Origin of the sequence: Burkholderia pyrrocinia, from assembly GCF_001028665.1 — a bacterium.
GTDB lineage: Bacteria > Pseudomonadota > Gammaproteobacteria > Burkholderiales > Burkholderiaceae > Burkholderia > Burkholderia pyrrocinia.
Genome location: NZ_CP011503.1, coordinates 2,249,862 through 2,272,944, shown reverse-complemented (window position 1 = coordinate 2,272,944; position 23,083 = coordinate 2,249,862). Strand labels below are relative to the sequence as shown.

Below are 23,083 nucleotides of genomic sequence, written 5' to 3'. Positions count from 1 at the left end.
GCTGCGGGCGCCGCGGACTCATTCCGCGTCGCGCGCCGGCACAAGAATTTCGCGGTTGCCGCTCGACGACATCGCCGACACGAGCCCCGACTGTTCCATCTGCTCGAGCAGCCGCGCCGCGCGGTTATAGCCGATCCGCAGATGTCGCTGCACGAGCGAGATCGACGCGCGGCGGTTCTTGATGACGATCTCGACCGCCTGGTCGTACAGCGGATCAGACTCGCCGCCGCCTTCGCCGGTTCCCGCGCCGGCCGAGCCCTCGTCGCCGTCGGCGGTGCCACCTTCGAGCAGGCCTTCGACGTAGTTCGGTTCGCCCTGCTCCTTGAGCTTCTCGACGACGCGATGCACTTCGTCGTCGCCGACGAACGCGCCGTGCACGCGCACGGGCAGCCCGCTACCGGGCGGCAGGTACAGCATGTCGCCCATCCCGAGCAGCGATTCCGCGCCCATCTGGTCGAGAATCGTGCGCGAGTCGATCTTCGACGACACCTGGAACGCGATCCGCGTCGGCACGTTTGCCTTGATCAGGCCCGTGATCACGTCGACGGACGGACGCTGCGTCGCGAGGATCAGGTGGATGCCGGCCGCGCGCGCCTTCTGCGCGATCCGCGCGATCAGCTCCTCGACCTTCTTGCCGACGACCATCATCAGGTCGGCCAGCTCGTCGATCACGACGACGATGTTCGGCAGGCGGCCGAGCGGCTCGGGATCTTCCGGCGTCAGGCTGAACGGGTTCGGCAGCTTCTCCTCGCGCTTCGCCGCGTCGTCGATCTTGTTGTTGTAGCCCGCGAGGTTGCGCACGCCGAGCTTGCTCATCAGCTTGTAGCGGCGTTCCATCTCCGCGACCGTCCAGTTCAGCGCGTGGCCGGCCTGGCGCATGTCGGTAACGACCGGGCACAGCAGGTGCGGAATGCCTTCGTAGACGCTCATTTCGAGCATCTTCGGATCGATCAGGATCAGGCGCACCTGCTCGGCGGTCGCCTTGTACAGCAGCGACAGGATCATCGCGTTGATCCCGACCGACTTGCCCGAACCGGTCGTGCCGGCGACGAGCAGGTGCGGCATCTTCGCGAGATCCGCGCACACGGGCTTGCCGCCGATGTCCTTGCCGAGGCTCAGCGTCAGCGCCGACGATGCGGCCGCATACACCTCGGAGCCGATGATCTCGGACAGGTGCACGGTCTGGCGGCGCTGGTTCGGCAACTCGAGCGCCATGTAGTTCTTGCCGGGGATCGTCTCGACGACGCGGATCGACACGAGCGACAGCGAGCGCGCGAGATCCTTCGCGAGGTTGACGATCTGGCTGCCCTTCACGCCGGTGGCCGGCTCGATCTCGTAGCGCGTGACGACCGGGCCCGGATACGCGGCAACCACACTCGCCTCGACGCCGAAATCCTTCAGCTTCTTCTCGATCAGGCGCGACGTGAATTCGAGCGTATCGGCCGAAATCGCTTCCTGCGTCTTCGGCGCGGGATCGAGCAGCGACACCGGCGGCAGCGTCGAATCGCCCGGCAGGTCGGTGAACAGCGGCACCTGGCGCTCGCGCTCGACGCGCTCGGACTTCGCCGGCGTGACGACCGGCGGCACGATCGTCACGGGCTCGTGATCCTCGATGCGCACGCGCTCCTCTTCGACCTTGCCTTCGCGGCGCACGGCCGCGGCCTCGCCGAGCTTGCGGTCGCGCTCGGCCTCGCGGCGCAGCTTCGCGACGTTGACGGCGGACAGGATCGCGCCGCCGACGCGCTCGGCGACCGACAGCCACGAGAAGCGGAAATACAGCGACAGACCGATCGAGAGCGCGATCAGCAGCAGCAGCGTGCCGCCCGTGAAGCCGAACGCGTGCGACATCGCACCCGCGACGGCCTCGCCGACGACGCCGCCCGGCGCGCGCGGCAACTGCACCTTCAGCGACCACATGCGCAGCGCCTCGATGCCGTCGCACGCCAGCACGACGAGCACGAACGAGAAGATTTCGGTGAGCCAGCCGATCGGCCGCTCGGGTTCGTCGGGAATCGCCTCGTGGCGCGTGATGCGGCGGTAGTTGACGGCGATGCGCCGCCCGAGCGGCACGATCAGCCAGTAGGCCGACAGGCCGAACAGCAGCAGGATGATGTCGGCCGTCCACGCGCCGACGCGGCCGGCCCAGTTCGAGATGTGGTCCACCTGCGCGGCGTGCGTCCAGCTCGGATCGCGCCGGCTGTAGCTCAGCAGGGCCATCACCAGAAAGGCGCAGAGCGCGACCTGGAGAATCCAGCGGATCTCCGTGAGGAGCTTCGACATCCGGTGCGGCAACGCCTGTGCCTGGGCGGAATAAGGAGCTTTTGCCATGAATCCGTATAAAGAGGACGGGCCGTGCGCCCGCCTGTCGTTCGATCCCGCTTATTGTAAACGCTGCACCGGGCCGCCAAGTGTAAATGACGGTTACATAACAGGGACGGGGTGCCGAACCGGGCGCCTCAAGCGACCGCAAGCCGGACGGACGGCCGAGCCCGTGCCCGGGCCTGCGACAACGCGCCGCCGCATGCCGGCCGCCCGACCGGCCCGCCGCGCCGGCGCGGGAGGCGCACCGCGAAACGCTATCGGCACGATTGAAACTCTCGTTCGGCAACGCAGCAACGGGGCCTTTATAATGCGCGACTGATACCCATCTATGACGGCATCCCGGTCAACCCGGATCGTACGGCGAGCCTTACCCCGCCCGCCGCGGCCGTCTCTTACGGATTCGCACATGTCCACGCCCAAACACGCCAAAGTCCTGATTCTCGGTTCCGGCCCCGCCGGCTACACGGCTGCCGTCTACGCGGCACGCGCCAACCTGTCCCCGGTGCTGGTCACCGGCATCGCGCAGGGCGGCCAGCTGATGACCACGACCGATGTCGAAAACTGGCCGGCAGACGCGCAAGGCGTGCAGGGTCCGGAGCTGATGGCGCGCTTCCTCGAGCACGCCGAGCGCTTCAACACCGAAATCGTCTTCGACCACATCCACACCGCGAAACTGCACGAGCAGCCGATCCGCCTGATCGGCGACTCGGGCGAATACACGTGCGACTCGCTGATCATCGCGACCGGCGCGTCCGCGCAGTATCTCGGCCTGCCGTCCGAGGAAGCGTTCATGGGCAAGGGCGTGTCGGCCTGCGCAACCTGCGACGGCTTCTTCTACCGCGGCCAGGAAGTCGCGGTGATCGGCGGCGGCAACACGGCCGTCGAGGAAGCGCTCTACCTGACGGGCATCGCGAAGAAGGTCACGGTGATCCACCGCCGCGACAAGTTCCGCGCGGAGCCGATCCTGATCGACCGCCTGCTGGAGAAGGAAAAGGAAGGTGCCGTCGTGATCAAGTGGGATCACGTGCTCGACGAAGTGACGGGCGCCGATTCGGGCGTCACGGGCCTGCGCATCAAGAACGTGAAGACCGGCGCGACGGAAGACCTGAACGTGCAGGGCGTGTTCGTCGCGATCGGCCACAAGCCGAACACCGACCTGTTCCAGGGCCAGCTCGAGATGAAGGACGGCTACATCCTGACGAAGAGCGGCCTGCACGGCAACGCGACGTCGACGAGCGTCGCGGGCGTGTTCGCCGCGGGCGACGTGCAGGACAACGTGTACCGCCAGGCGATCACGAGCGCGGGCACGGGCTGCATGGCCGCGCTCGACGCGCAGCGCTACCTCGAAAGCCTGCACGACAAGAAGTAAGCCGCAAGCCTTGCCGCGCCGGGCGCTACAATGGCGTCCGCTGCCGCGAAGCGGGCTCGACCGGAAAGCCGCTGCCGCCGCGCAGCGGCTTTTTTTTGCCCGCGCGCCCGAACGCGCCTGCCCTGCTACCGAATCATGGCGAAGAACCAGCCCCATCCGAGCGATCCCGCGAAGCGGCAGATCGCCGCCCGTCCCTCGAACCCCGCGCCGGCCGCCCCGCCGCCCGCGCCCGATCCGGCCGCATTGCGCGGCCAGGGCCTCGCCGGCCTCGGCGCGCTACGCGCGAACCTGAAGGGCGAAGCCGAGCGCCGCGAACGCACGCGCATCGAAACCGCGAAGGCCGAGCGCAAGGCGGAAGCCGACGCGAACCTGTTCCGCAACGAGATCGGCGCGATCCAGCCGCTGAACGCGCCGCCGCGCGCGAAGTCCGGCCGCACGCCGCCCGACCCGGTGCCGAAACAGACGCAGCGCGACGAGGAAGACGTGCTGAACGCGACGTTGTCCGACGAATTCGATCCCGAGACGCTGCTCGACAGCGACGACTCGCTGTATTACCACCGCCCCGGCATCAGCCGCGACGTCGTGCGCAAGCTGAGGAGCGGCGCGTGGATCGTGCAGGCGCAGCTCGACCTGCACGGGATGCGCCGCGACGAGGCACGCGACGCGCTTGCCGAATTCATCCGCGACGCCGGCAAGAAGGGGCTGCGCTGCCTGCGCGTGATCCACGGCAAGGGGCTCGGCTCGATCGGCAAGGAACCCGTGCTGAAAGGCAAGGTGCGCGCGTGGCTCGTGCAGAAGGAAGAAGTGATCGCGTTCTGCGAGGCGCGCGGCAACGACGGCGGCGCAGGCGCAGTGCTCGTGCTGCTGCAGCCGCTCGCGGCGCCCGCCGACCGGGGGCCGCGTGCCGCATCCTAGGCTGACGCTCGCGATCGCCGTACTGGAGGCGATCGCCACGCTGGCATTTGCGATTTCGGGTTTCATCGAGGCGCGCAAGAACCGCCTCGACTCGGTCGGCACGTTCGTCGTCGCACTCGCCACCGCGTTCGGCGGCGGCACGCTGCGCGACATCCTGCTCGAGCGCCGGCCGTTCTACTGGGTCGTGCACGACGACTACGTGATCGCGATCTTCGTGCTCGCGCTGTTCGCGCCGTTCGTGCTGCGGATGCTGTCGCGACTGTCGGCCGAGCGGCTGCTGCTGGTCGCCGACGCGATCGGGCTCGGCATCTTCAGCATCTCGGGCACGGCGATCGCGCTCGATGCCGAAATGCCGCGCTTCATCGCGGTGATGATGGGCGTGATCACGGGCGTGGTGGGCGGAATCGTGCGCGACGTGCTGTGCAACGACATCCCGCTGATCCTGCGCGATTCTCGGCCGTACGCGACCTGCGCGTTCGTCGGCTGCTGGTTCTACCTGCTGCTCGTGTGGCTGCAGTTCGACTCGGTGTACAGCGTGCTGCTCGCGACCGGCTTCATCCTCGCCGCGCGGCTCGCGACGTTCAAGTTCGACGTGCGGCTGCCGCACTGACTGCCGCCGCGGCGCCGACTTCAGCGCCAAAACAAAAGGGGCCGTTTATCGAAACGGCCCCTTCTGGTTCATTCAGCGCGAGCGCGCCAACGTCACGCGATCCGCTCTTCCGACGCCGGATCGAACAGCACGGCCTTCGACACGTCGAACAGCAGCGACTGCGTCTGTCCCGGCTGCGGGTTCGCGGCCGGATGCACGCGGCTCACGATGCGCTTGCCGTTCACCTGCGCGAACACGTGCGTATCCGGCCCGGTCGGCTCGGTCACGTCGACGCGCACGTCGATCGGCTGCAGGCTCGACGCCTCGCCGTTGTGCGCGTTGCGTGCGTCGGTGATGCGCTCCGGACGCAGGCCGAGGATCACCTCGCGGCCGACGTGGCCGTTCATCCGCTTCGCGTCGAACGGCAGCTTCAGCGCGCTGCGCGCGAGGCCCGTGTCGATCTCGAGCGCGATCCCGCTGCCCTGCTCGACCAGCTTGCCGTTGATGAAGTTCATCGGCGGCGCGCCGATGAAGCCCGCGACGAACAGGTTCGACGGCGAATCGTAGATCTCCTGCGGCGCGCCGAACTGCTGGACCACGCCGTCCTTCATCACCGCGATCCGGTCGCCGAGCGTCATCGCCTCGATCTGGTCGTGCGTCACGTAGACGATCGTCGTGCCGAGGCGCTGGTGCAGCAGCTTGATTTCCGCGCGCATCTCGATGCGCAGCTTCGCGTCGAGGTTCGACAACGGCTCGTCGAACAGGAACAGCGACGGATCGCGCGCGAGCGCGCGGCCCATCGCGACGCGCTGGCGCTGGCCGCCCGACAACTGGCCCGGCTTGCGGTCGAGCAGGTGCTGGATCTGCAGCATCTGCGACACGCGGTCGACGATCTGCTGCTGCTCGCTTTTCGGCACCTTGCGGATGTTCAGGCCGAACGAGATGTTCTCGCGCACCGTCATCGACGGATACAGCGCGTACGACTGGAACACCATCGCGATGTCGCGATCCTTCGGCGACAGGTCGTTGACGACCTTGCCGTCGATGCAGATCTCGCCGCTCGTCACGGTCTCGAGCCCGGCGATCATGTTGAGCAGCGTCGATTTCCCGCAGCCCGAACCGCCGACCAGGATCAGGAACTGTCCGTCCTCGATCTCGATGTCGACACCCTTCAGGACCGGCACCCCGTTCGGGTAGGTCTTGTACACGTCACGGATGGAAAGGCTTGCCATGCTGTGAATCCTCAGTCTCGTCTCGCGCGGCGCTGCGGCGCCGCGTCGGGTTCGTTTCGATGCGCCGCGCGACGTGCGCGGCCGGTTCGTCGTATCGGATAAGGCGCGCCTACCCCTTCACCGCGCCCGCCGTCAGCCCGCGCACGAAGTAGCGGCCGGCGACGATGTACACGAGCAGCGTCGGCAGCGCGGCGATGATCGCGCCGGCCATGTCGACGTTGTACTCCTTCACGCCCGTCGACGTGTTGACGAGGTTGTTCAGCGCCACCGTGATCGGCATCGAATCGACGCCGGAGAACACGATCCCGAACAGGAAGTCGTTCCAGATCTGCGTGAATTGCCAGATCAGGCACACCATGAAGATCGGCAGCGACACGGGCAGCAGGATCTTCGTGAAGATCGTGAAGAAGCCCGCGCCGTCGATGCGCGCGGCCTTCACGAGCTCGGACGGCACGCTCACGTAGAAGTTGCGGAAGAACATCGTCGTGAACGCGATCCCGTACACGACGTGCACGAACACGAGGCCGGGAATCGTATTGGCGAGGCCGAGCATCCCCTGCAGGCGCGCCATCGGCAGCAGGATCACCTGGAACGGGATGAAGCAGCCGACCAGCATCATCGTGAACAGCGCGTCCGCGCCGCGAAAGCGCCAGTGCGTGAGCACGTAGCCGTTGAACGCACCGATCAGCGACGAGATCAGCACGGCCGGGATCACCATCTGCAGCGAGTTCAGGAAGAACGGCTTCATCCCGTCGCAACGCACGCCGGTACACGCACCGCTCCACGCCTTCACCCACGGATCGACGGTCCAGCTGGTGGGCGGCGTCAGCAGGTTGCCGGTGCGCAACTGGTCGAGGTCCTTGAACGACGTCGACAGCATCACGTAGATCGGGAACAGGAAATACAGCGCGAACAGGATCAGCGCCGCGTAGATCACTGCCCGGCTGATCGTCATCTTAGGCTGCATTGCGGGTGCTCCTCGATTCCATATACATCAGCGGCACCAGCACCGCGACCACGGTCGCGAGCATCATCACCGACGACGCCGCGCCGAGCCCGAGCTGACCGCGGTTGAACGAAAACGTATACATGAACATCGCCGGCAGCGACGACGACGTGCCCGGGCCGCCCGCCGTCAGCGCGACGACGAGGTCGAAGGTCTTGATCGTGATGTGGCACAGGATCAGCAGCACCGAGAAGAACACCGGGCGCATGCTCGGGATCACGATCTTGCGGTAGATGGTCGGCAACGTCGCGCCGTCGACCTGCGCGGCCTTGAAGATCTCGGCATCGACGCCGCGCAGCCCCGCGAGGAACAGCGCCATCACAAACCCGGTCGACTGCCATACGGCCGCGATCACCACGCAGAAGATCGCCTTGTCCGGATCGCCGAGCCAGTCAAACGAGAAGCTCGTCCAGCCCCAGTCGTGCATCACCTTCTCGAGGCCGAGGCCCGGGTTCAGGATCCACTGCCACGCGGTGCCGGTGACGATGAACGACAGCGCCATCGGGTATAGGAAGATCGCGCGCAGCGCGCCTTCGTTGCGGATCCGCTGGTCGAGCAGGATCGCGAGGAACAACCCGAGCGACACGCAGACCGCGATGAACGGAATCCCGAACCAGCCGAGGTTCGCGGCGGACGTCCACCACACGTCGTTCTGGAACAGGTCCGAATAACGGCCGAAACCGTCGAATTCGTAGTTCGGCAACAGCCGCGAGTTGGTCAGCGACAGATAGCCGGTAATCAGGATGAAGCCGTAGATGAACACCACGGCGATCGCGACGCTCGGCGCGAGCACGAGCTTCGGAATCCAGCGATCGGCGAAGGCCGACATCGGCGACGTACGCCGTGCATCGGCACCACCGGATCCGTTTCCGCTAAGAGGGGCAGCCACTTGATTCGACTCCTGGAACGAGGGCGGCGCAGGCCGGGCCGGCGCCGGGTACGGCACGGGCCCGCGGGCGAGCCCGTTTGCTGCACTTGCAAAAACGCCCGGCCGATGAAGCGTGTCCGGCCGGGCGCCTGTCGCGCGTTACTTGACCTTCGCGGCCTTCGCGAGCGCGGCGACCGCGCTCTTCGAATCCTGCTGCGAGTTCATGAACTTCGTCACGACGTCCGTGATCGCGCCGGCGGTCGCATCGCTTTGCGCCATCCCGTGCGCGAGCGACGGCACGAAGCCGCCCGACTTGATCGCGGTCTGCTCGTCGGCATACGACTTCTTCGCGCAGTCGTCGAACTTGTCCATCTTCACGCCGAGGCGCACGGGCACCGAGCCCTTCAGCAGGCTGAACTGCTCCTGGAAGTCCGGCGTCATGATCGTCTTCGCGAGCGCGACCTGGCCCGCCGTCGCGGCCTTCTCGCCCTTCTGCTGGAAGAACACGAACGAATCGACGTTGAACGTGTACGAATTCGCGGTGCCCGGCACCGCCGCGCAGATGTAGTCCTTGCCCGCCTTCTTGCCCGCGTTCTCGAACTCGCCCTTCGCCCAGTCGCCCATGAACTGCATGCCGGCCTTGCCGTTGATGACCATCGCGGTCGCAAGGTTCCAGTCGCGGCCGTTACGGCCGGTATCGAAGTAGCCCTGGATCTTGCGCACCGTGTCGAACACGGACAGCATCTGCGGCGACGTCAGCGTCGCCTGGTCGAGGTCGACCAGCGCCTTCTTGTAGAACGCCGGGCCCTGCGACAGCACGACGTCTTCCCACAGCGTCAGGTCCTGCCACGGCTGGCCGCCCATCGCGACCGGCTGGATGCCCGCGGCCTTCAGCTTGTCGGCCACCGCGAAGAATTCAGGCCAGGTGGTCGGCACCTTCGCGCCGATCTTGTCGAGCGCGGCCTTGTTGATGTACAGCCAGTTCACGCGGTGCACCGAGAACGGCGCGGCGACGGTGTGGCCCTTGTACTTGATGATCTTGTCGATTTCCGGCGGCAGGTTCTGCTTCCAGTCGCCGGCGGCGGAATCGATGTTGACGAGCACGCCCTGGTCGGCCCAGTCCTGGATCAGCGGACCCTTGATCTGCGCGGCCGACGGTGTGTCGCCGCTGATCACCTTGGTCTTCAGCGCGGTCATCGCCGCGGCGCCGGCGCCGCCCGCGACCGCGAAGTCCTTCCACACGTAGCCCTGCTTCTGCAGGTCGTCCTTCAGCACGCCGACGGCCTTCGACTCGCCGCCCGAGGTCCACCAGTGCAGCACCGTTACATTCTCGGCTGCCTGCGCCGCCACGGCGCCAGCCATCAGACCTGCCGCGCAGAGCGCGCCCATGATCGAGCGAACTTTCATTACTTATCTCCTCCAGACTGAATCAACTCGTGAGGTTCCCTGACCGGGAACCGGCTTCTTGATAACGACGGGGAAATCGAGCCGCGGGACGCATGCAGCGTACGGGGCCGATGACCGGCCGGGCTCTTACAGAAAGCGTGAATCGAGATTCAACGGCGTGTCTCCTCTTTGTGTTTCTGGCCCGCCGCGATGATGCGACGCGAGCCCGGGGGCGACGGTGCGCGGACGATGCGCGCCATCAATGTCCGATAACATTCGGCACAAGGCGCTCCCGAGGGCGAAGCTCGCGCAGTTCATCGACCGCACTTCTTTTTTTCTTCACCCAGGTGCTACCCCTTGCGGCGGATTGTAGTTAAACTACAATTCAGTGTCAAAAATATTTTTATCGCACTACGGATTGCTTCCCAGCACCCCCAAACCCGGCGGAGACACATGCATACCGATTCCAGCTTTACCTTCGTACTTTTCGGCGGCACCGGCGATCTGTCGATGCGCAAGATCCTGCCTGCGCTGTTCGAAGCGCACCGTGCGAACATGCTGGCGGAGAGCGGCCGGATCGTCGCGGTGGCGCGGCACGAATCGGATCAGGCGGGTTATCTCGAGTGGGTCGACACGCATGTGAAGCCGCATGCGGTCAAGGCAGCCGGCAAGGCGTTCGACGAAACCGCGTGGAAGTCCTTTCTCCAGCGCATCGAATACGTGAAGCTCGACCTCGGTCGCGCGGAAGACTACGCCGTGCTGCGCGACGCGATCGCATCGCTGCCCGGCATCCGCGTGTTCTATCTCGCGACGGGCCCGTCGCTGTTCGTGCCGATCTGCAACGCGCTCGCGTCGGTCGGCCTGAGCGAAGGCTCGCGCATCGTGCTCGAGAAGCCGCTCGGCTACGACCTGCGCTCGTCGAATGCGATCAACGACGCGGTCGGCGAGATCTTCGCGGAAGGCCAGATCTACCGGATCGACCACTACCTCGGCAAGGAGCCGGTGCAGAACCTGCTCGCGCTGCGCTTCGGCAATGCGCTGTTCGAGCCGCTGTGGCGCCGCGAATGGGTCGAGAGCATCCAGATCACGATCGCCGAGGAGCTCGGCGTCGAAGCGCGCGGCGATTTCTACGACAATACGGGCGCGCTGCGCGACATGGTGCAGAACCACCTGCTGCAACTGTTGTCGATCGTCGCGATGGAGCCGCCGCATTCGATGGATTCCGACTCGGTGCGCGACGAAAAGCTGCGCGTGCTGCGGGCGCTGAAACCGGTCGATCCGCGCGACATCGGCAAGGTTGCCGTGCGCGGCCAGTATCATGCGGGCGTGATCAAGGGCGCGCAGGTGCCGGCCTACGCGACCGAGCCGGGCGTGAAGCCCGACAGCCAGACCGAAACCTTCGTCGCGCTGAAGGTCGAGATCGAGAACTGGCGCTGGGCCGGCGTGCCGTTCTTCCTGCGCACCGGCAAGCGTCTCGCCGACCGCGTCGCGGAGATCGTCGTCAACTTCCGCCCGGTGCCGCATTCGGCGCTCGGACCGACCGCGCTGCGTCCCGGTTCGAACCGCCTCGTGATCCGGCTGCAGCCGAACGAGACGATCCGCCTGTACTGCCTCGCGAAGCAGCCCGGCGAAGGGATGAACCTCGCGAGCGTGCACCTCGACCTCGCGTTCGACCGGTTCTTCAAGGAAGGGCAGATGGAGGCGTACCAGCGCCTGCTGCTCGACGTGATCAACGGCCGGCTCGCGCTGTTCGTGCGTCGCGACGAACAGGAAGCCGCATGGCGCTGGGTCGAGCCGATCCTGAACGAATGGGCGCGCTCGCTGAAGCCGCCGAAGCCGTACGCGGCGGGCACGTGGGGGCCGGCCGCGGCGAGCGCGATGCTCGCGCAGCACGACACCTGCTGGCTCGAAGAAGAAAACTGATGCAGAACGTTGCCGTGCGCGTCACCGCGTCCGGCAACGTGCCCCACGATTCATACGATTTGAACAGACAAAGCAGTCCGGAGGAGATGTGATCGAGATCCACGCTTTCGACACCCAGGAAGCGCAAAGCGAAGCGCTCGCGCGCGCCGTCGGCGATGCGCTGCGCGCGGCGCTCGCCGGCCCCGCGCGCCCGACGCTCGCGGTGTCCGGCGGCACGAGCCCGCGCCCGTTCCTGCACACGCTGTCGCATGCGGCGCTCGACTGGGCCGGCGTCGACGTGACGCTGGTCGACGACCGCTGGGTGCCGGAGGACGACGCGGCCAGCAACGCGCACCTCGTGCGCGACACGTTGCTGCAGCACGCGGCGGCCCCTGCCCGCTTCCTGCCGCTCGTCGACACGCGCGCCACGCTCGACGCGCATGTCGCCGCCCTCAACGCGAACGCCGGCTACCGCGTGCCGAACGTCGCGGTGCTCGGCATGGGCGAGGACGGCCACACCGCGTCGATCTTCGCCGACGCACCCGAATGGGACCACGCGATCGCGACGCCCGAGCGTTTCGTCGCCGTGCATCCGGGCGCCGCGCCGCACCCGCGCGTGAGCTTTTCGCTCGATGCGCTCAAGCGCGTCGACCGGCTGTTCCTGCTGATCGCAGGCCCCGCCAAGCGCGACGTGCTCGACGCCGCGGCCGCGTCGCTGCAGAAGAACGCGATTTCCCAACTGGCCAACGACAAGGGGACCCAGCTCGATGTCTACTGGTGCGCAAAGTAAGGCGGTCGTCGCGGGACAGCATGCCGACGGCCCGCGCCTGCTCGCGGACGTCGGTGGCACCAACGCGCGCTTCGCGCTGGAAACCGGCCCGGGCGAGATCACGCAGATCCGCGTATATCCCGGCGCCGACTACCCGACGATCACCGACGCGATCCGCAAGTACCTGAAGGACGTGAAGATCAGCCGCGTGAACCACGCGGCGATCGCGATCGCCAATCCGGTCGACGGCGACCAGGTCACGATGACCAACCACGACTGGAGCTTCTCGATCGAGGCGACGCGCCGTGCGCTCGGCTTCGACACGCTGCTCGTCGTCAACGATTTCACCGCGCTCGCGATGGCGCTGCCGGGCCTGACCGACGCGCAGCGCGTGCAGGTCGGCGGCGGCGCGCGCCGCCAGAACAGCGTGATCGGGCTGCTCGGACCCGGCACCGGCCTCGGCGTGTCGGGACTGATTCCGGCCGACGACCGCTGGATCGCGCTCGGCAGCGAGGGCGGCCACGCATCGTTCGCGCCGCAGGACGAGCGCGAGGACCTGGTGCTGCAATACGCGCGCAAGAAGTTTCCGCACGTGTCGTTCGAGCGCGTGTGCGCGGGCCCCGGCATGGAGATCATCTATCGCGCGCTCGCCGCACGCGACAAGAAGCGCGTCGCCGCGACCGTCGACACGGTCGAGATCGTCGAGCGCGCGCATGCGGGCGACGCACTCGCGCTCGAGACGGTCGAATGCTTCTGCGGGATTCTCGGCGCGTTCGCCGGCAGCGTCGCGCTGACGCTCGGCGCGCTCGGCGGCGTGTACATCGGCGGCGGCGTCGCGCTGAAGCTCGGCGAACTGTTCACGCGCTCGTCGTTCCGCGCGCGCTTCGAGGCGAAGGGCCGCTTCACGCACTATCTCGAGAACATCCCGACCTACCTGATCACCGCCGAATACCCGGCGTTCCTCGGCGTGTCGGCGATCCTCGCGGAGCAGCTGTCGAACCGCTCGGGCGGTGCGTCGTCGGCCGTGTTCGAGCGGATCCGCCAGATGCGCGATGCGCTGACGCCGGCCGAGCGCCGCGTCGCCGATCTCGCGCTGAATCATCCGCGCTCGATCATCAACGATCCGATCGTCGACATCGCGCGCAAGGCCGACGTGAGCCAGCCGACCGTGATCCGCTTCTGCCGCTCGCTCGGCTGCCAGGGGCTGTCGGACTTCAAGCTGAAGCTCGCCACCGGCCTCACCGGCACGATCCCGATGAGCCACAGCCAGGTGCATCTCGGCGACACGGCCACCGACTTCGGCGCGAAGGTGCTCGACAACACGGTGTCGGCGATCCTGCAGTTGCGCGAGCACCTGAACTTCGAGCATGTCGAGAACGCGATCGAGATCCTGAACAGCGCGCGACGCATCGAGTTCTACGGGCTCGGCAACTCGAACATCGTCGCGCAGGACGCGCACTACAAGTTCTTCCGCTTCGGGATTCCGACGATCGCGTACGGCGACCTGTACATGCAGGCCGCGTCGGCCGCGCTGCTCGGCAAGGGCGACGTGATCGTCGCGGTGTCGAAGTCGGGGCGCGCGCCCGAGCTGCTGCGCGTGCTCGACGTCGCGATGCAGGCCGGCGCGAAGGTGATCGCGATCACGTCGAGCAACACGCCGCTCGCGAAGCGCGCGACCGTCGCGCTCGAGACCGACCACATCGAGATGCGCGAGTCGCAGCTGTCGATGATCTCGCGGATCCTGCATCTGCTGATGATCGACATCCTCGCGGTCGGCGTCGCGATCCGCCGCGCGTCGACGAACGGCGAACTGCCCGAAGCCGTCGCGCAGGCGAAGGCGCGCGCGAACGACGACGAAACGGCCGACGTGCTCGACTGGCTGAGCCACGGCGCGTCGCCGGCGGCGAAGGACGTCGCGCGGGATTGATGCACGGCGCGGCGCAAGCCGCTTCCTGCACCCCAACGAAAAACGCCACCGGCGCATCGCGCGCGGTGGCGTTTTTCATGGTGCCGCCCGGCTGCCCGCTCAGGCGCCCGCTTTCACGGGCCGCCCGTGCCAGCGCAGAACGAGGTAGCGGCCGGCGAAACACAGCACGCCCGTGACGCCGATCGTCACGCCCATCGCGAACGGCGTGCCGTCCGCGAGTGCGCCGATCGCGACGCTCGCGAGCGCGCCGAGCGCGAGCTGCATCGCGCCGAACACGGCCGCCGACGCGCCCGCGTTGTGCGGATAGCGATGCATGAGGTCGGTCGTGCAGTTCGCGGACAGGATCCCGACCACGCCGACGACGAAGAACAGGCACACGACGATCGACCACAGCCCGCCCCACCCGGTCAGCGCGACGAGCGCGACCGCGAGCGACGCGATGCAGCTCACGAGCGACGCGGCCGCGATGATGCGCAGCGAGCCGATGCGGCCGACGAGCCGCGTGTTCGCGAAGTTGCCGATCATGATCCCGACGACGTTCAGCCCGAACAGCAGCCCGTAGTGCTGCGGCGACACGTGGAAATACTCGATGTACACGAACGGCGTCGCGGTGATGTACGAGAACATCGACGCGAATGCCATCCCGCCGCACAGCATGTGCCCCCACGCGACGGGGTCGGACAGGATGCGCCCGTACGACGCGAACGACGCGAGCACGGCCGTGCTCTTGCGCCGCTCCTTCGGCCAGGTTTCGGGCACGCGCAGGTATGCAGTCGCCGCGCACACCGCGCCGAACACGGCCAGCACGACGAACACGCCGCGCCAGCCCGAGAAGCGCAGGATCTGGCCGCCGATCAGCGGCGCGAGCAGCGGCCCGACCGCGGTGACGATCGCGACCATCGACAGCACCTTCGCCGCGTCGCTCGGCTCGTGCGCGTCGCGCGCGATCGCACGGGCCAGCACCGACGCGGCGCCGGCGCCGAGCGCCTGCAGGAAGCGCACGACGATCAGCATGTCGATCGAGCCCGCGACGAAGCAGCCGACGCTCGCGAGCGTGAACAGCGCGATGCCGCCGAGCAGCACGGGGCGGCGGCCCCACGTATCGGACAGCGGCCCGTACAGCAGCATGCCGACCGAGAAGCCGGCCATGAAGCTCGTCAGCGTGCGCTGCGCGGCGCCGGGGCTGACGGAGAAGCCGGCGGCGATCGACGGCAGGCTCGGCAGGTACATGTCGGTGGCGATCGGCCCGCAGGCGGCGAGCGCGCCGAGCAACAGGATCAGCCGGGCATCGGGCCGGCGCCGGACGACGTGAGGCATGGGTATCCGGAATGGAGCCCGCGCGCATCGGGGCGCGCGTGGCGGTGAAGACGGGAAGCCGCGCCGCGGACGGCGCGTTCAGGCCCATGATTGTACGCGCAACTTTTTTGCGTGCTGCGGGCCGCGTGCGGCAGCAGGCCGGGAAACACCGGCGCGGCGCCCGTCGCGCGGGATCGCGGGATCCCGCGCGGATTCGATTAAGCTTGCTGCTGCCTGCTTCTCTTGTCTGATCAATTCGACGCACGACCGAACCGATGACCGCTTTCCTGCTGATCTGGAGCCCCAAGAAATGGCCATGGCCCGAACTGCCCGACGTCGCCGCGCGCGTGAAGGCCGGCGAGGCCGTGCATGACGTGTGGGGCTGCGGCTTCGCGCGCGGCATCCTGCCGGGCGACCGCGTATTCCTGCACCGCGTCGCGAAGGAGCCCAAGGGTGTGTTCGGTTCCGGCTACGTGACGCGTGCGCCGTACGAGGTGCCCGATCCGTCGACGAAGCGCGGTTACCGGCTGTGCATCGACTTTGTGTACGACTGGCTGGTCGACGCGCACCAGGACGTCGTGATCGCGCGCGACGCACTGCGCGTCCACCCGTACTCGGTACAGACCTGGGATGCGCAGAGCTCCGGCACGTCGATCAAGCCGATGGTCGAAGGCCCGCTCGAGAAACGCTGGGCCGAGCTGACCGGCAAGCGCAAGCCGCCGCGATAGCCGGATGGATGGCGGGTCGAATCGGGCCCTCGTTTCCGGTCCCCCGTGCATCTGCCCACGTGCCGAAAGGCCGCGGACCGGCCGACGGGCCCGCCGCGCGCGTCTCCGGTACAATCAGACGATCGTTCCGCCCAGGCGCCGCGGCCCGTGCACAGGCCCCCGCGCCCTTCTCTGCAGGTTTCGCCCATGTCCAACAATCAGATTCTCTTCGAACGCGCCCAGAAGACCATTCCCGGCGGCGTCAACTCGCCGGTGCGCGCATTCCGTTCGGTCGGCGGCACGCCGCGTTTCGTCGCGCGCGCGCAAGGCCCGTATTTCTGGGACGCCGACGGCAAGCAGTACATCGACTACATCGGCTCGTGGGGCCCGATGATCGTCGGCCACGTCCATCCTGAAGTGCTGTCGGCCGTGCAGAACGTGCTGGCCGACGGCTTCTCGTTCGGCGCACCGACAGAGGCCGAGATCGAGATCGCCGAGGAAATCTGCAAGCTCGTGCCGTCGATCGAGCAGGTGCGAATGGTGTCGAGCGGCACCGAGGCCACGATGAGCGCGCTGCGTCTCGCGCGCGGCTTCACGGGCCGCAGCCGCATCGTCAAGTTCGAGGGCTGCTACCACGGCCACGCGGACAGCCTGCTCGTGAAGGCCGGCTCGGGCCTGCTGACGTTCGGCAACCCGACGTCGGCCGGCGTGCCTGCCGACATCGCGAAGCACACGACCGTCCTCGAATACAACAACGTCGCCGCGCTCGAAGAAGCATTCGGCGCGTTCGGCGACGAGATCGCCGCGGTGATCGTCGAGCCCGTCGCGGGCAACATGAACCTCGTGCGCGGCACGCCCGAATTCCTGAACGCGCTGCGCGCGCTGTGCACGAAGCACGGCGCCGTGCTGATCTTCGACGAGGTGATGTGCGGGTTCCGCGTCGCGCTCGGCGGCGCGCAGGCGTACTACGGGATCACGGCCGACCTCACCTGCCTCGGCAAGGTGATCGGCGGCGGGATGCCGGCCGCCGCGTTCGGTGGCCGCCGCGACATCATGGCCCACCTCGCGCCGCTCGGCGGCGTGTACCAGGCCGGCACGCTGTCGGGCAACCCGATCGCGGTCGCCGCGGGCCTGAAGACGCTGCAACTGATCCAGGCGCCCGGCTTCTACGATGCACTTACCGCACAGACGAAGCGCCTCGCCGACGGCCTCGCGGCCGAAGCGCGCGCAGCCGGCGTGCCGTTCGCGGCCGACTCGATCGGCGCGATGTTCGGCCTCTACTTCGCGGAGCGCGTGCCGACCAGCTTCGCGGAAGTCACGAAGAGCGATACCGAGCGCTTCAACCGCTTCTTCCACCTGATGCTCGACGAGGGCGTGTACTTCGCGCCGTCCGCGTACGAGGCAGGTTTCGTGTCGAGCACGCACGACGACGCGGTGATCGACGCGACGCTCGCGGCCGCGCGCCGCGCGTTCGCGGCACTCGCCGCCTGACGCGGGGTCGCGCGCATGTTCTCGGATACCGATTTCGCCCACATGGAGCGCGCGCTCGCGCTCGCGGCGCGCGGCATGTATACGACCGCGCCGAATCCGCGCGTCGGCTGCGTGATCGTCAAGGACGGCGACGTGATCGGCGAAGGCTTCACGCAGCCGGCCGGCCAGGACCACGCGGAAGTGCAGGCGCTGAAGGACGCGCGCTCGCGCGGCCACGACGTCTCGGGCTCGACCGTCTACGTGACGCTCGAGCCGTGCAGCCATTTCGGCCGCACGCCGCCGTGCGCGAACGCGCTGATCGAAGCGCGCGTCGCGAAGGTCGTCGCGGCGATGGAAGACCCGAACCCGCAGGTGTCGGGGCGCGGCCTCGGGATGCTGCGCGACGCGGGCATCGACGTGCGCTGCGGGCTGCTCGCGCATGAAGCCGGCGAGCTGAACATCGGCTTCGTGTCGCGGATGACGCGCGGCCGCCCGTGGGTGCGGATGAAGACCGCCGCGTCGCTCGACGGCCGCACCGCGCTGCCGTCCGGCGAAAGCCAGTGGATCACCGGCGACGCCGCGCGCCTCGACGGGCACGCGTGGCGTGCGCGCGCCTGCGCGATCCTCACCGGCATCGGCACCGTGCGCGAGGACAATCCGCTGCTGACCGTGCGCGGCATCGACACGCCGCGCCAGCCGCAGCGTGTACTGGTCGACAGCCGCCTCGACCTGCCGCTCGACGCGCGGCTGCTCGAAGGCGCACCGCTGCTGATCTTCTGCGGCCGGCTCGACGCGAGCGGCGAAATGCGCGCGAACGTGTTGAAGGCGCGCGGCGCGGAAATCGTGCCGCTCGCGAATGCGCACGGCAAGGTCGACCTGCCCGCAATGCTGGCGGCGCTCGGCGCGCGCGGCGTCAACGAGCTGCACGTCGAGGCCGGCCACAAGCTGAACGGCTCGCTGCTGCGCGAGCAATGCGTCGACGAATTGCTCGTCTATCTCGCGCCGAGCCTGCTGGGCGCCGACGCGGCCGGCATGTTCGACCTCGCCGCGCCGGCGAGTCTCGACGCACGCACGCGACTGTCGTTCCACGGTATCGAGCGGATCGGCGACGATCTGCGGATCCTGGCGCGGGTCGCGCCGCCCGACGCCACTCACTGAACGGGATCGTCACGATGTTTACCGGAATTGTCGCGGCCGTCGGCCGCATCGAATCGATCGATCCGCTCGGCACGTCGGCCGATGCGGGCGTGCGCCTGACCGTGCTGGCCGGCGGGCTCGACCTCGCCGATGTGGCGCTCGGCGACAGCATCGCGATCCAGGGCGCGTGCATGACGGTGATCGAAAAGACCGATGCCGCGTTCGACGTCGACGTGTCGCGCGAAAGCCTGAACCGCACGGTCGGCCTCGGTCAGCCCGGCGAAGTGAACCTCGAGAAGGCGCTGCGCGCGCACGACCGCCTCGGCGGTCACATCGTGTCGGGCCACGTCGACGGCCTCGGTACCGTGACGCGCTTCGCGCCGGTCGGCGAGTCGCACGAGCTGCGGATCGTCGCGCCGCGCGAGCTCGGTCGTTATCTCGCGTACAAGGGGTCGATCACGGTCAATGGCGTGAGCCTGACCGTCAACACGATCGACGATCGCGCGGACGGCTGCGAATTCTCGATCAACCTGATTCCGCATACGGTCGAAGTCACGACGTTGCGCCACGTGAAGACCGGCGACAAGGTCAACCTCGAAGTCGACATGATCGCGCGGTATGTCGAGCGGATGCTGTCGACGTCGCAGGGCGTACACCAGGACTGATCGCACTCGCGATCCCCGACGCGGAGGCCAACGACCCGAGCCCGGACTGCCGCCGCTTTCCTTTATCCTCGTTGCCGTCGCCCGCCGGCGTTCCGCAGGCGATCAGGCATCCGCGCCCTCTCCGCCTGCCCGCGCCAGAATCGTGTCGAGCAACTGCCGGACATGCTCGCGCGCCGCACGCTCGGCGGCATCCGCGTCGCGCTTCGCGATCATGTCGAACACCTGCCGGTGTTCGGCGACATTCCCGCCCAATCGCTCCCAGTCGTCCATCGGACTCGCGCCGCCCGCACACATCGTCTGCACCTGCGCATACAGCGCCCTGAGCGACGTCTCGATCGTCGCGTTGCGCGCCGTCGCGAGCAGCCCGTGGTGGAAGTCGAGGTTGGCGATGCGGTATGCGTCGCCGTCGCGCGTGGCGACCGCGCGCGCCTGCCGCGTCAACGCTTCGTCCAGCGCCGCGTGATCGTCGAGTGTCATGCGCAGCGCCGCCAGGCGCGCGGCCATACCCTCGAGCGCCTCCCGCGCCTCGAAGATGGCCACGATCCGCGCGCGGTCGAAGGCGATCACGAAAACGCCCTGGCGCGGCACGACCTGCAGCAGCCCCTCGGCTTCGAGGCGCGATACCGCCGCCCACACCGGCGAGCGGCTGATGCCGAGATCACGCGACAGCGCTTCGATGCTGATCTTCTCGCCCGCCGCGAAGCGCGCTTCGTCGACCAGCATCTCCCTGATCGCCCCGTATGCGTCGCGCCCCAGTGTCGTGCGCTCGAGCGTCGCGCGCGTCATGCCGGCCTCCGGCGACGTGCGATATGGAGCCCCTTGCCGACCGGCACGACCGTCGTGTCGAACTGCCGCAGCGCATCGACCGCGGCGAGATAGCCGGCGATCTCGTCCGGATGGGACAGCGCGTTGTCCGCGACGAGCAGCGCGTCGGGCGTCAGCTTCGGCAACAGGTGCGCGAGTTGCTGCGGCGCGCTCACGCGGTCGGCATCGAAGAACACGCAGTCGAACGGGCCGGTCACGGCCGCGCAGACCCGCGTCGCATCGCCTTCGATCACCTGTGCCCAGTCCTGCAGCGCCGCCGCGCGCAGGTTGGCCCTCGCCTGCTCGGCCTTGTCGGGCGAAAACTCGACGGTGACGAGCGGCTGCCCGTCCGTTTCGCGCAGCGCATGGGCGAGCCAGATCGCGCTGTAGCCGTTGGAGGTGCCGATCTCCAGCACGCGCCGGCGCCGCGCGCCGGTGACGAGGAGATACAGCAGTTCGGCCGTGGGCGGCTCGAGGTTCAGCATCTTGCGGCTGCGGTCGGCCATCCGCGCATCGTTTTCCTGGCCGAAGGACGCCAGCCGGGCAAGTACGGCCGACGCGGCGCCGTCGAGTTCGATCATGTGAGTCTCCGTCACTTCATATTTCGTGTTTCGTGTTTCATGATACGACGTTTTGCGGATCGACGCGCGATGCCGATGCGCTCCGGTATTCCGGCGCAATCAGCGTGGCTGCATGGCGTTCGCCGGCCGGTCGCTCTAACGGGAGCTGGCCGAACGGCCAACGACGCGCACGGGTCATCCTGTCGCGCTAAGATGCGTCGACAGCGGTTTCAACGCCGCAACGCACGACGCGCCGCGTACCGCGCCGCCCTCTTCCCACAGGAGTCGTTCCCATGTCCATCTCGATGTACCAGGCTTCGCTGCCCGTCCTGATCCGCGGCCTGACCAACCTGCAGCACATCCTCGGCAAGGCGCAGGCGCACGCGGCCGAGAAGCAGATCGACCCGGCGGTGTTCGTCGGCGCGCGCCTCTACCCGGACATGCTGCCGCTCGTCCGCCAGGTCTACATCGCGACCGACACGGCCAAGGGCTGCGCGGCGCGGCTCGCCGGCGCCGAGATCCCGAGCTACCCGGACGTCGAGCAGACCTTCGACGAACTGCACGCGCGCATTCAGAAGACGATCGACTACCTGAAAAGCTTCGACGCCGCGCAGATCGACGGCAGCGAGGCGCGCCAGATCGTGCTGAAGATGCGCGTCGGCCCGATCGAGTTCACCGGCCAGTCGTACCTGCTGAACTTCGTGCTGCCCAATTTCTTCTTCCACGTGACGACCGCGTACGACATCCTGCGCCACAGCGGCGTCGAACTCGGCAAGCTCGACTACCTCGGCGGGCGCGACGAGCACGCGTGACGCGCGGCCGGGCAAAGCCCGGCTCGCAACCGCTCGCAACCGCGTGCAGGCAACGCGCGGCGGCCCGGCCGAGCCTGCCGCGCAGGCCGGCCGCACCGCCTTCCAGAGCGCTTGCCGACCGGGCGCAACCCGCGCCAGCCGAAACGCCGTCCGGCTGGCGTAAAATACGCACTTTCCTCTTTCTCGCCCCCTTATGACGCTCGCCTCCACGCTCGACATCATCGCCGAGCTGAAAGCCGGCCGGATGGTGATCCTGGTCGACGAAGAAGACCGCGAAAACGAGGGCGACCTCGTGATCGCCGCCGAATTCGTCACGCCGGAAGCGATCAACTTCATGGCCAGGTACGGCCGCGGCCTGGTTTGCCTGACGTTGACGCAGGAACGCTGCAAGCAGCTGCACCTGCCGCTGATGACCTACCGCAACGGCACGCAGTACGGCACCGCGTTCACGGTCAGCATCGAAGCGGCCGAAGGCGTGACGACCGGCATCTCGGCCGCCGACCGTGCGCACACGATCGCCACGGCGGTCGCGCACGACGTGCGTCCCGAGCACATCGTGCAGCCGGGCCACGTGTTCCCGATCATGGCGCAGCCGGGCGGCGTGCTCGTGCGCGCGGGCCACACCGAGGCCGGCTGCGACTTCACCGCGCTCGCGGGCCTCACGCCGGCCGCGGTGATCTGCGAGATCATCAAGGACGACGGCACGATGGCGCGCCTGCCCGACCTGATCGAATTCGCAAAGGAACACGGCCTGAAGATCGGCACGATCGCCGACCTGATCCAGTACCGCAGCCGCACCGAATCGATCATCGAGAGGATCGCCGAGCGCACGATGCAGACCGCGCACGGCACGTTCCGCGCGGTGCTGTACCGCGACCAGCCGAGCGGTTCGCCGCACATCGCGCTGGTGCGCGGCGCGCCGTCGCCGGACGTCGATACGCCGGTGCGCGTGCACGAGCCGCTGTCGGTGCTCGACCTGCTCGAAACCGGCGTGTCGACGCACTCGTGGACGCTCGACGCCGCGATGCGCGACATCGCGGAACGCGACCTCGGCGTGATCGTGCTGCTCAACTGCGGCGACACGAAGGAACACCTGATCGACGTCTTCAAGGCGTTCGACGAGGAAGAAAAGGCCGCTGCGCTGAAGCGCCGGCCGGTCGATTTCAAGACGTTCGGCATCGGCGCGCAGATCCTGCGCGATGTCGGCGTCGGCAAGATGCAGGTGCTGTCGAATCCGCGCAAGCTGGGCAGCATGTCCGGCTACGGCCTCGAAGTCACGGGCTTCATTCCGATGCCCGGCGGCGAAGCCAAGTCCTGCCCGGCGTCCCACGCGTAACCCGCTACGGC

Annotated in this window: 20 protein-coding genes; 12 read left to right on the top strand and 8 right to left on the bottom strand. The window is 67.9% G+C overall.

Going from position 1 to position 23,083, the window contains the following annotated elements:
* Positions 1-18 precede the first annotated feature (18 nt).
* On the bottom strand, positions 19-2,328 hold the full coding sequence (locus ABD05_RS10420; protein ID WP_047900055.1) for a DNA translocase FtsK: 2,310 nt from the start codon (positions 2,326-2,328) through the stop codon (positions 19-21).
* 400 nt (positions 2,329-2,728) lie between these two features.
* Here ABD05_RS10420 and trxB point away from each other — a divergent pair, with 400 nt between their 5' ends.
* From trxB to ABD05_RS10405, 3 genes are all read left to right on the top strand, one after another.
* Positions 2,729-3,691 carry a thioredoxin-disulfide reductase gene (trxB, locus tag ABD05_RS10415; RefSeq protein ID WP_047900054.1) on the top strand — a complete coding sequence of 321 codons (963 nt, stop codon included), beginning with the start codon at positions 2,729-2,731 and terminating at the stop codon, positions 3,689-3,691.
* Positions 3,692-3,826: 135 nt separating this feature from the next.
* Positions 3,827-4,606: a Smr/MutS family protein gene (locus tag ABD05_RS10410; RefSeq protein WP_047900053.1), complete on the top strand. Its 780-nt coding sequence runs from the start codon at positions 3,827-3,829 to the stop codon at positions 4,604-4,606.
* Positions 4,593-5,216, top strand: a complete 624-nt coding sequence (locus ABD05_RS10405; RefSeq protein ID WP_047900052.1) for a trimeric intracellular cation channel family protein — start codon at positions 4,593-4,595, stop codon at positions 5,214-5,216. The genes ABD05_RS10410 and ABD05_RS10405 overlap by 14 nt, the downstream gene beginning before the upstream one ends.
* Positions 5,217-5,308: 92 nt before the next feature.
* Here the strand turns inward: ABD05_RS10405 and ABD05_RS10400 are convergent, their stop codons facing one another.
* From ABD05_RS10400 to ABD05_RS10385, 4 genes are all read right to left on the bottom strand, one after another.
* Positions 5,309-6,427, bottom strand: a complete 1,119-nt coding sequence (locus tag ABD05_RS10400; protein ID WP_047900051.1) for an ABC transporter ATP-binding protein — start codon at positions 6,425-6,427, stop codon at positions 5,309-5,311.
* A 109-nt stretch (positions 6,428-6,536) separates the two neighbouring features.
* Positions 6,537-7,394 carry a carbohydrate ABC transporter permease gene (locus ABD05_RS10395; RefSeq protein ID WP_047900050.1) on the bottom strand — a complete coding sequence of 286 codons (858 nt, stop codon included), beginning with the start codon at positions 7,392-7,394 and terminating at the stop codon, positions 6,537-6,539.
* A complete protein-coding gene (locus ABD05_RS10390; RefSeq protein ID WP_047900049.1) occupies positions 7,384-8,322 on the bottom strand; it encodes a carbohydrate ABC transporter permease in 939 nt (312 codons plus the stop codon). Before ABD05_RS10390 ends, ABD05_RS10395 begins: the two co-directional genes overlap by 11 nt.
* 138 nt (positions 8,323-8,460) lie before the next feature.
* Complete coding sequence (locus ABD05_RS10385; protein WP_047900048.1) at positions 8,461-9,708, bottom strand: ABC transporter substrate-binding protein; 1,248 nt, start codon at positions 9,706-9,708, stop codon at positions 8,461-8,463.
* Positions 9,709-10,140: 432 nt separating this feature from the next.
* On the opposite strand from ABD05_RS10385, the gene zwf reads away from it, so the two are divergent.
* The 3 genes from zwf (at position 10,141) to ABD05_RS10370 (ending at position 14,285) form a co-directional block, all read left to right on the top strand.
* Positions 10,141-11,610 carry a glucose-6-phosphate dehydrogenase gene (gene zwf, locus ABD05_RS10380; RefSeq protein ID WP_047900047.1) on the top strand — a complete coding sequence of 490 codons (1,470 nt, stop codon included), beginning with the start codon at positions 10,141-10,143 and terminating at the stop codon, positions 11,608-11,610.
* Between the two features lie 88 nt (positions 11,611-11,698).
* Positions 11,699-12,379, top strand: a complete 681-nt coding sequence (pgl, locus tag ABD05_RS10375; protein ID WP_047900046.1) for a 6-phosphogluconolactonase — start codon at positions 11,699-11,701, stop codon at positions 12,377-12,379.
* The gene (locus ABD05_RS10370; RefSeq protein ID WP_047900045.1) at positions 12,357-14,285 is read left to right on the top strand and encodes a bifunctional transcriptional regulator/glucokinase; all 1,929 of its coding nucleotides are present in this window, start codon (positions 12,357-12,359) and stop codon (positions 14,283-14,285) included. Before pgl ends, ABD05_RS10370 begins: the two co-directional genes overlap by 23 nt.
* Before the next feature lie 99 nt (positions 14,286-14,384).
* Here the strand turns inward: ABD05_RS10370 and ABD05_RS10365 are convergent, their stop codons facing one another.
* Entirely contained in the window at positions 14,385-15,602 is a 1,218-nt protein-coding gene (locus ABD05_RS10365) for a Bcr/CflA family multidrug efflux MFS transporter (protein WP_047900044.1), read from the bottom strand.
* 254 nt (positions 15,603-15,856) lie between these two features.
* Here ABD05_RS10365 and ABD05_RS10360 point away from each other — a divergent pair, with 254 nt between their 5' ends.
* The 4 genes from ABD05_RS10360 to ABD05_RS10345 all read left to right on the top strand — a co-directional run bounded on the left by ABD05_RS10360 (position 15,857) and on the right by ABD05_RS10345 (position 19,560).
* Positions 15,857-16,309, top strand: a complete 453-nt coding sequence (locus ABD05_RS10360; protein ID WP_034182952.1) for a hypothetical protein — start codon at positions 15,857-15,859, stop codon at positions 16,307-16,309.
* Positions 16,310-16,495: 186 nt separating this feature from the next.
* The gene (hemL, locus tag ABD05_RS10355) at positions 16,496-17,779 is read left to right on the top strand and encodes a glutamate-1-semialdehyde 2,1-aminomutase (protein ID WP_014897811.1); all 1,284 of its coding nucleotides are present in this window, start codon (positions 16,496-16,498) and stop codon (positions 17,777-17,779) included.
* A gap of 15 nt (positions 17,780-17,794) precedes the next feature.
* On the top strand, positions 17,795-18,916 hold the full coding sequence (gene ribD, locus ABD05_RS10350; RefSeq protein WP_047900043.1) for a bifunctional diaminohydroxyphosphoribosylaminopyrimidine deaminase/5-amino-6-(5-phosphoribosylamino)uracil reductase RibD: 1,122 nt from the start codon (positions 17,795-17,797) through the stop codon (positions 18,914-18,916).
* A 14-nt stretch (positions 18,917-18,930) separates the two neighbouring features.
* Positions 18,931-19,560 carry a riboflavin synthase gene (locus ABD05_RS10345; RefSeq protein ID WP_047900042.1) on the top strand — a complete coding sequence of 210 codons (630 nt, stop codon included), beginning with the start codon at positions 18,931-18,933 and terminating at the stop codon, positions 19,558-19,560.
* A 102-nt stretch (positions 19,561-19,662) separates the two neighbouring features.
* Here ABD05_RS10345 and ABD05_RS10340 read toward each other — a convergent pair whose 3' ends face one another.
* Both ABD05_RS10340 and ABD05_RS10335 read right to left on the bottom strand, forming a co-directional pair.
* Positions 19,663-20,346: a GntR family transcriptional regulator gene (locus tag ABD05_RS10340; RefSeq protein ID WP_047900041.1), complete on the bottom strand. Its 684-nt coding sequence runs from the start codon at positions 20,344-20,346 to the stop codon at positions 19,663-19,665.
* Positions 20,343-20,945: an O-methyltransferase gene (locus ABD05_RS10335; RefSeq protein WP_047900040.1), complete on the bottom strand. Its 603-nt coding sequence runs from the start codon at positions 20,943-20,945 to the stop codon at positions 20,343-20,345. The genes ABD05_RS10340 and ABD05_RS10335 overlap by 4 nt, the downstream gene beginning before the upstream one ends.
* Positions 20,946-21,217: 272 nt before the next feature.
* On the opposite strand from ABD05_RS10335, the gene ABD05_RS10330 reads away from it, so the two are divergent.
* Together ABD05_RS10330 and ribBA are read left to right on the top strand one after the other, a co-directional pair.
* Positions 21,218-21,736 (top strand): DUF1993 domain-containing protein, encoded by a 519-nt coding sequence (locus tag ABD05_RS10330; RefSeq protein ID WP_047900039.1) that lies wholly within the window; start codon positions 21,218-21,220, stop codon positions 21,734-21,736.
* 193 nt (positions 21,737-21,929) lie between these two features.
* Positions 21,930-23,072, top strand: coding sequence for a bifunctional 3,4-dihydroxy-2-butanone-4-phosphate synthase/GTP cyclohydrolase II (gene ribBA, locus ABD05_RS10325; protein ID WP_047900038.1), 1,143 nt, complete (start codon positions 21,930-21,932; stop codon positions 23,070-23,072).
* Positions 23,073-23,083 lie beyond the last annotated feature (11 nt).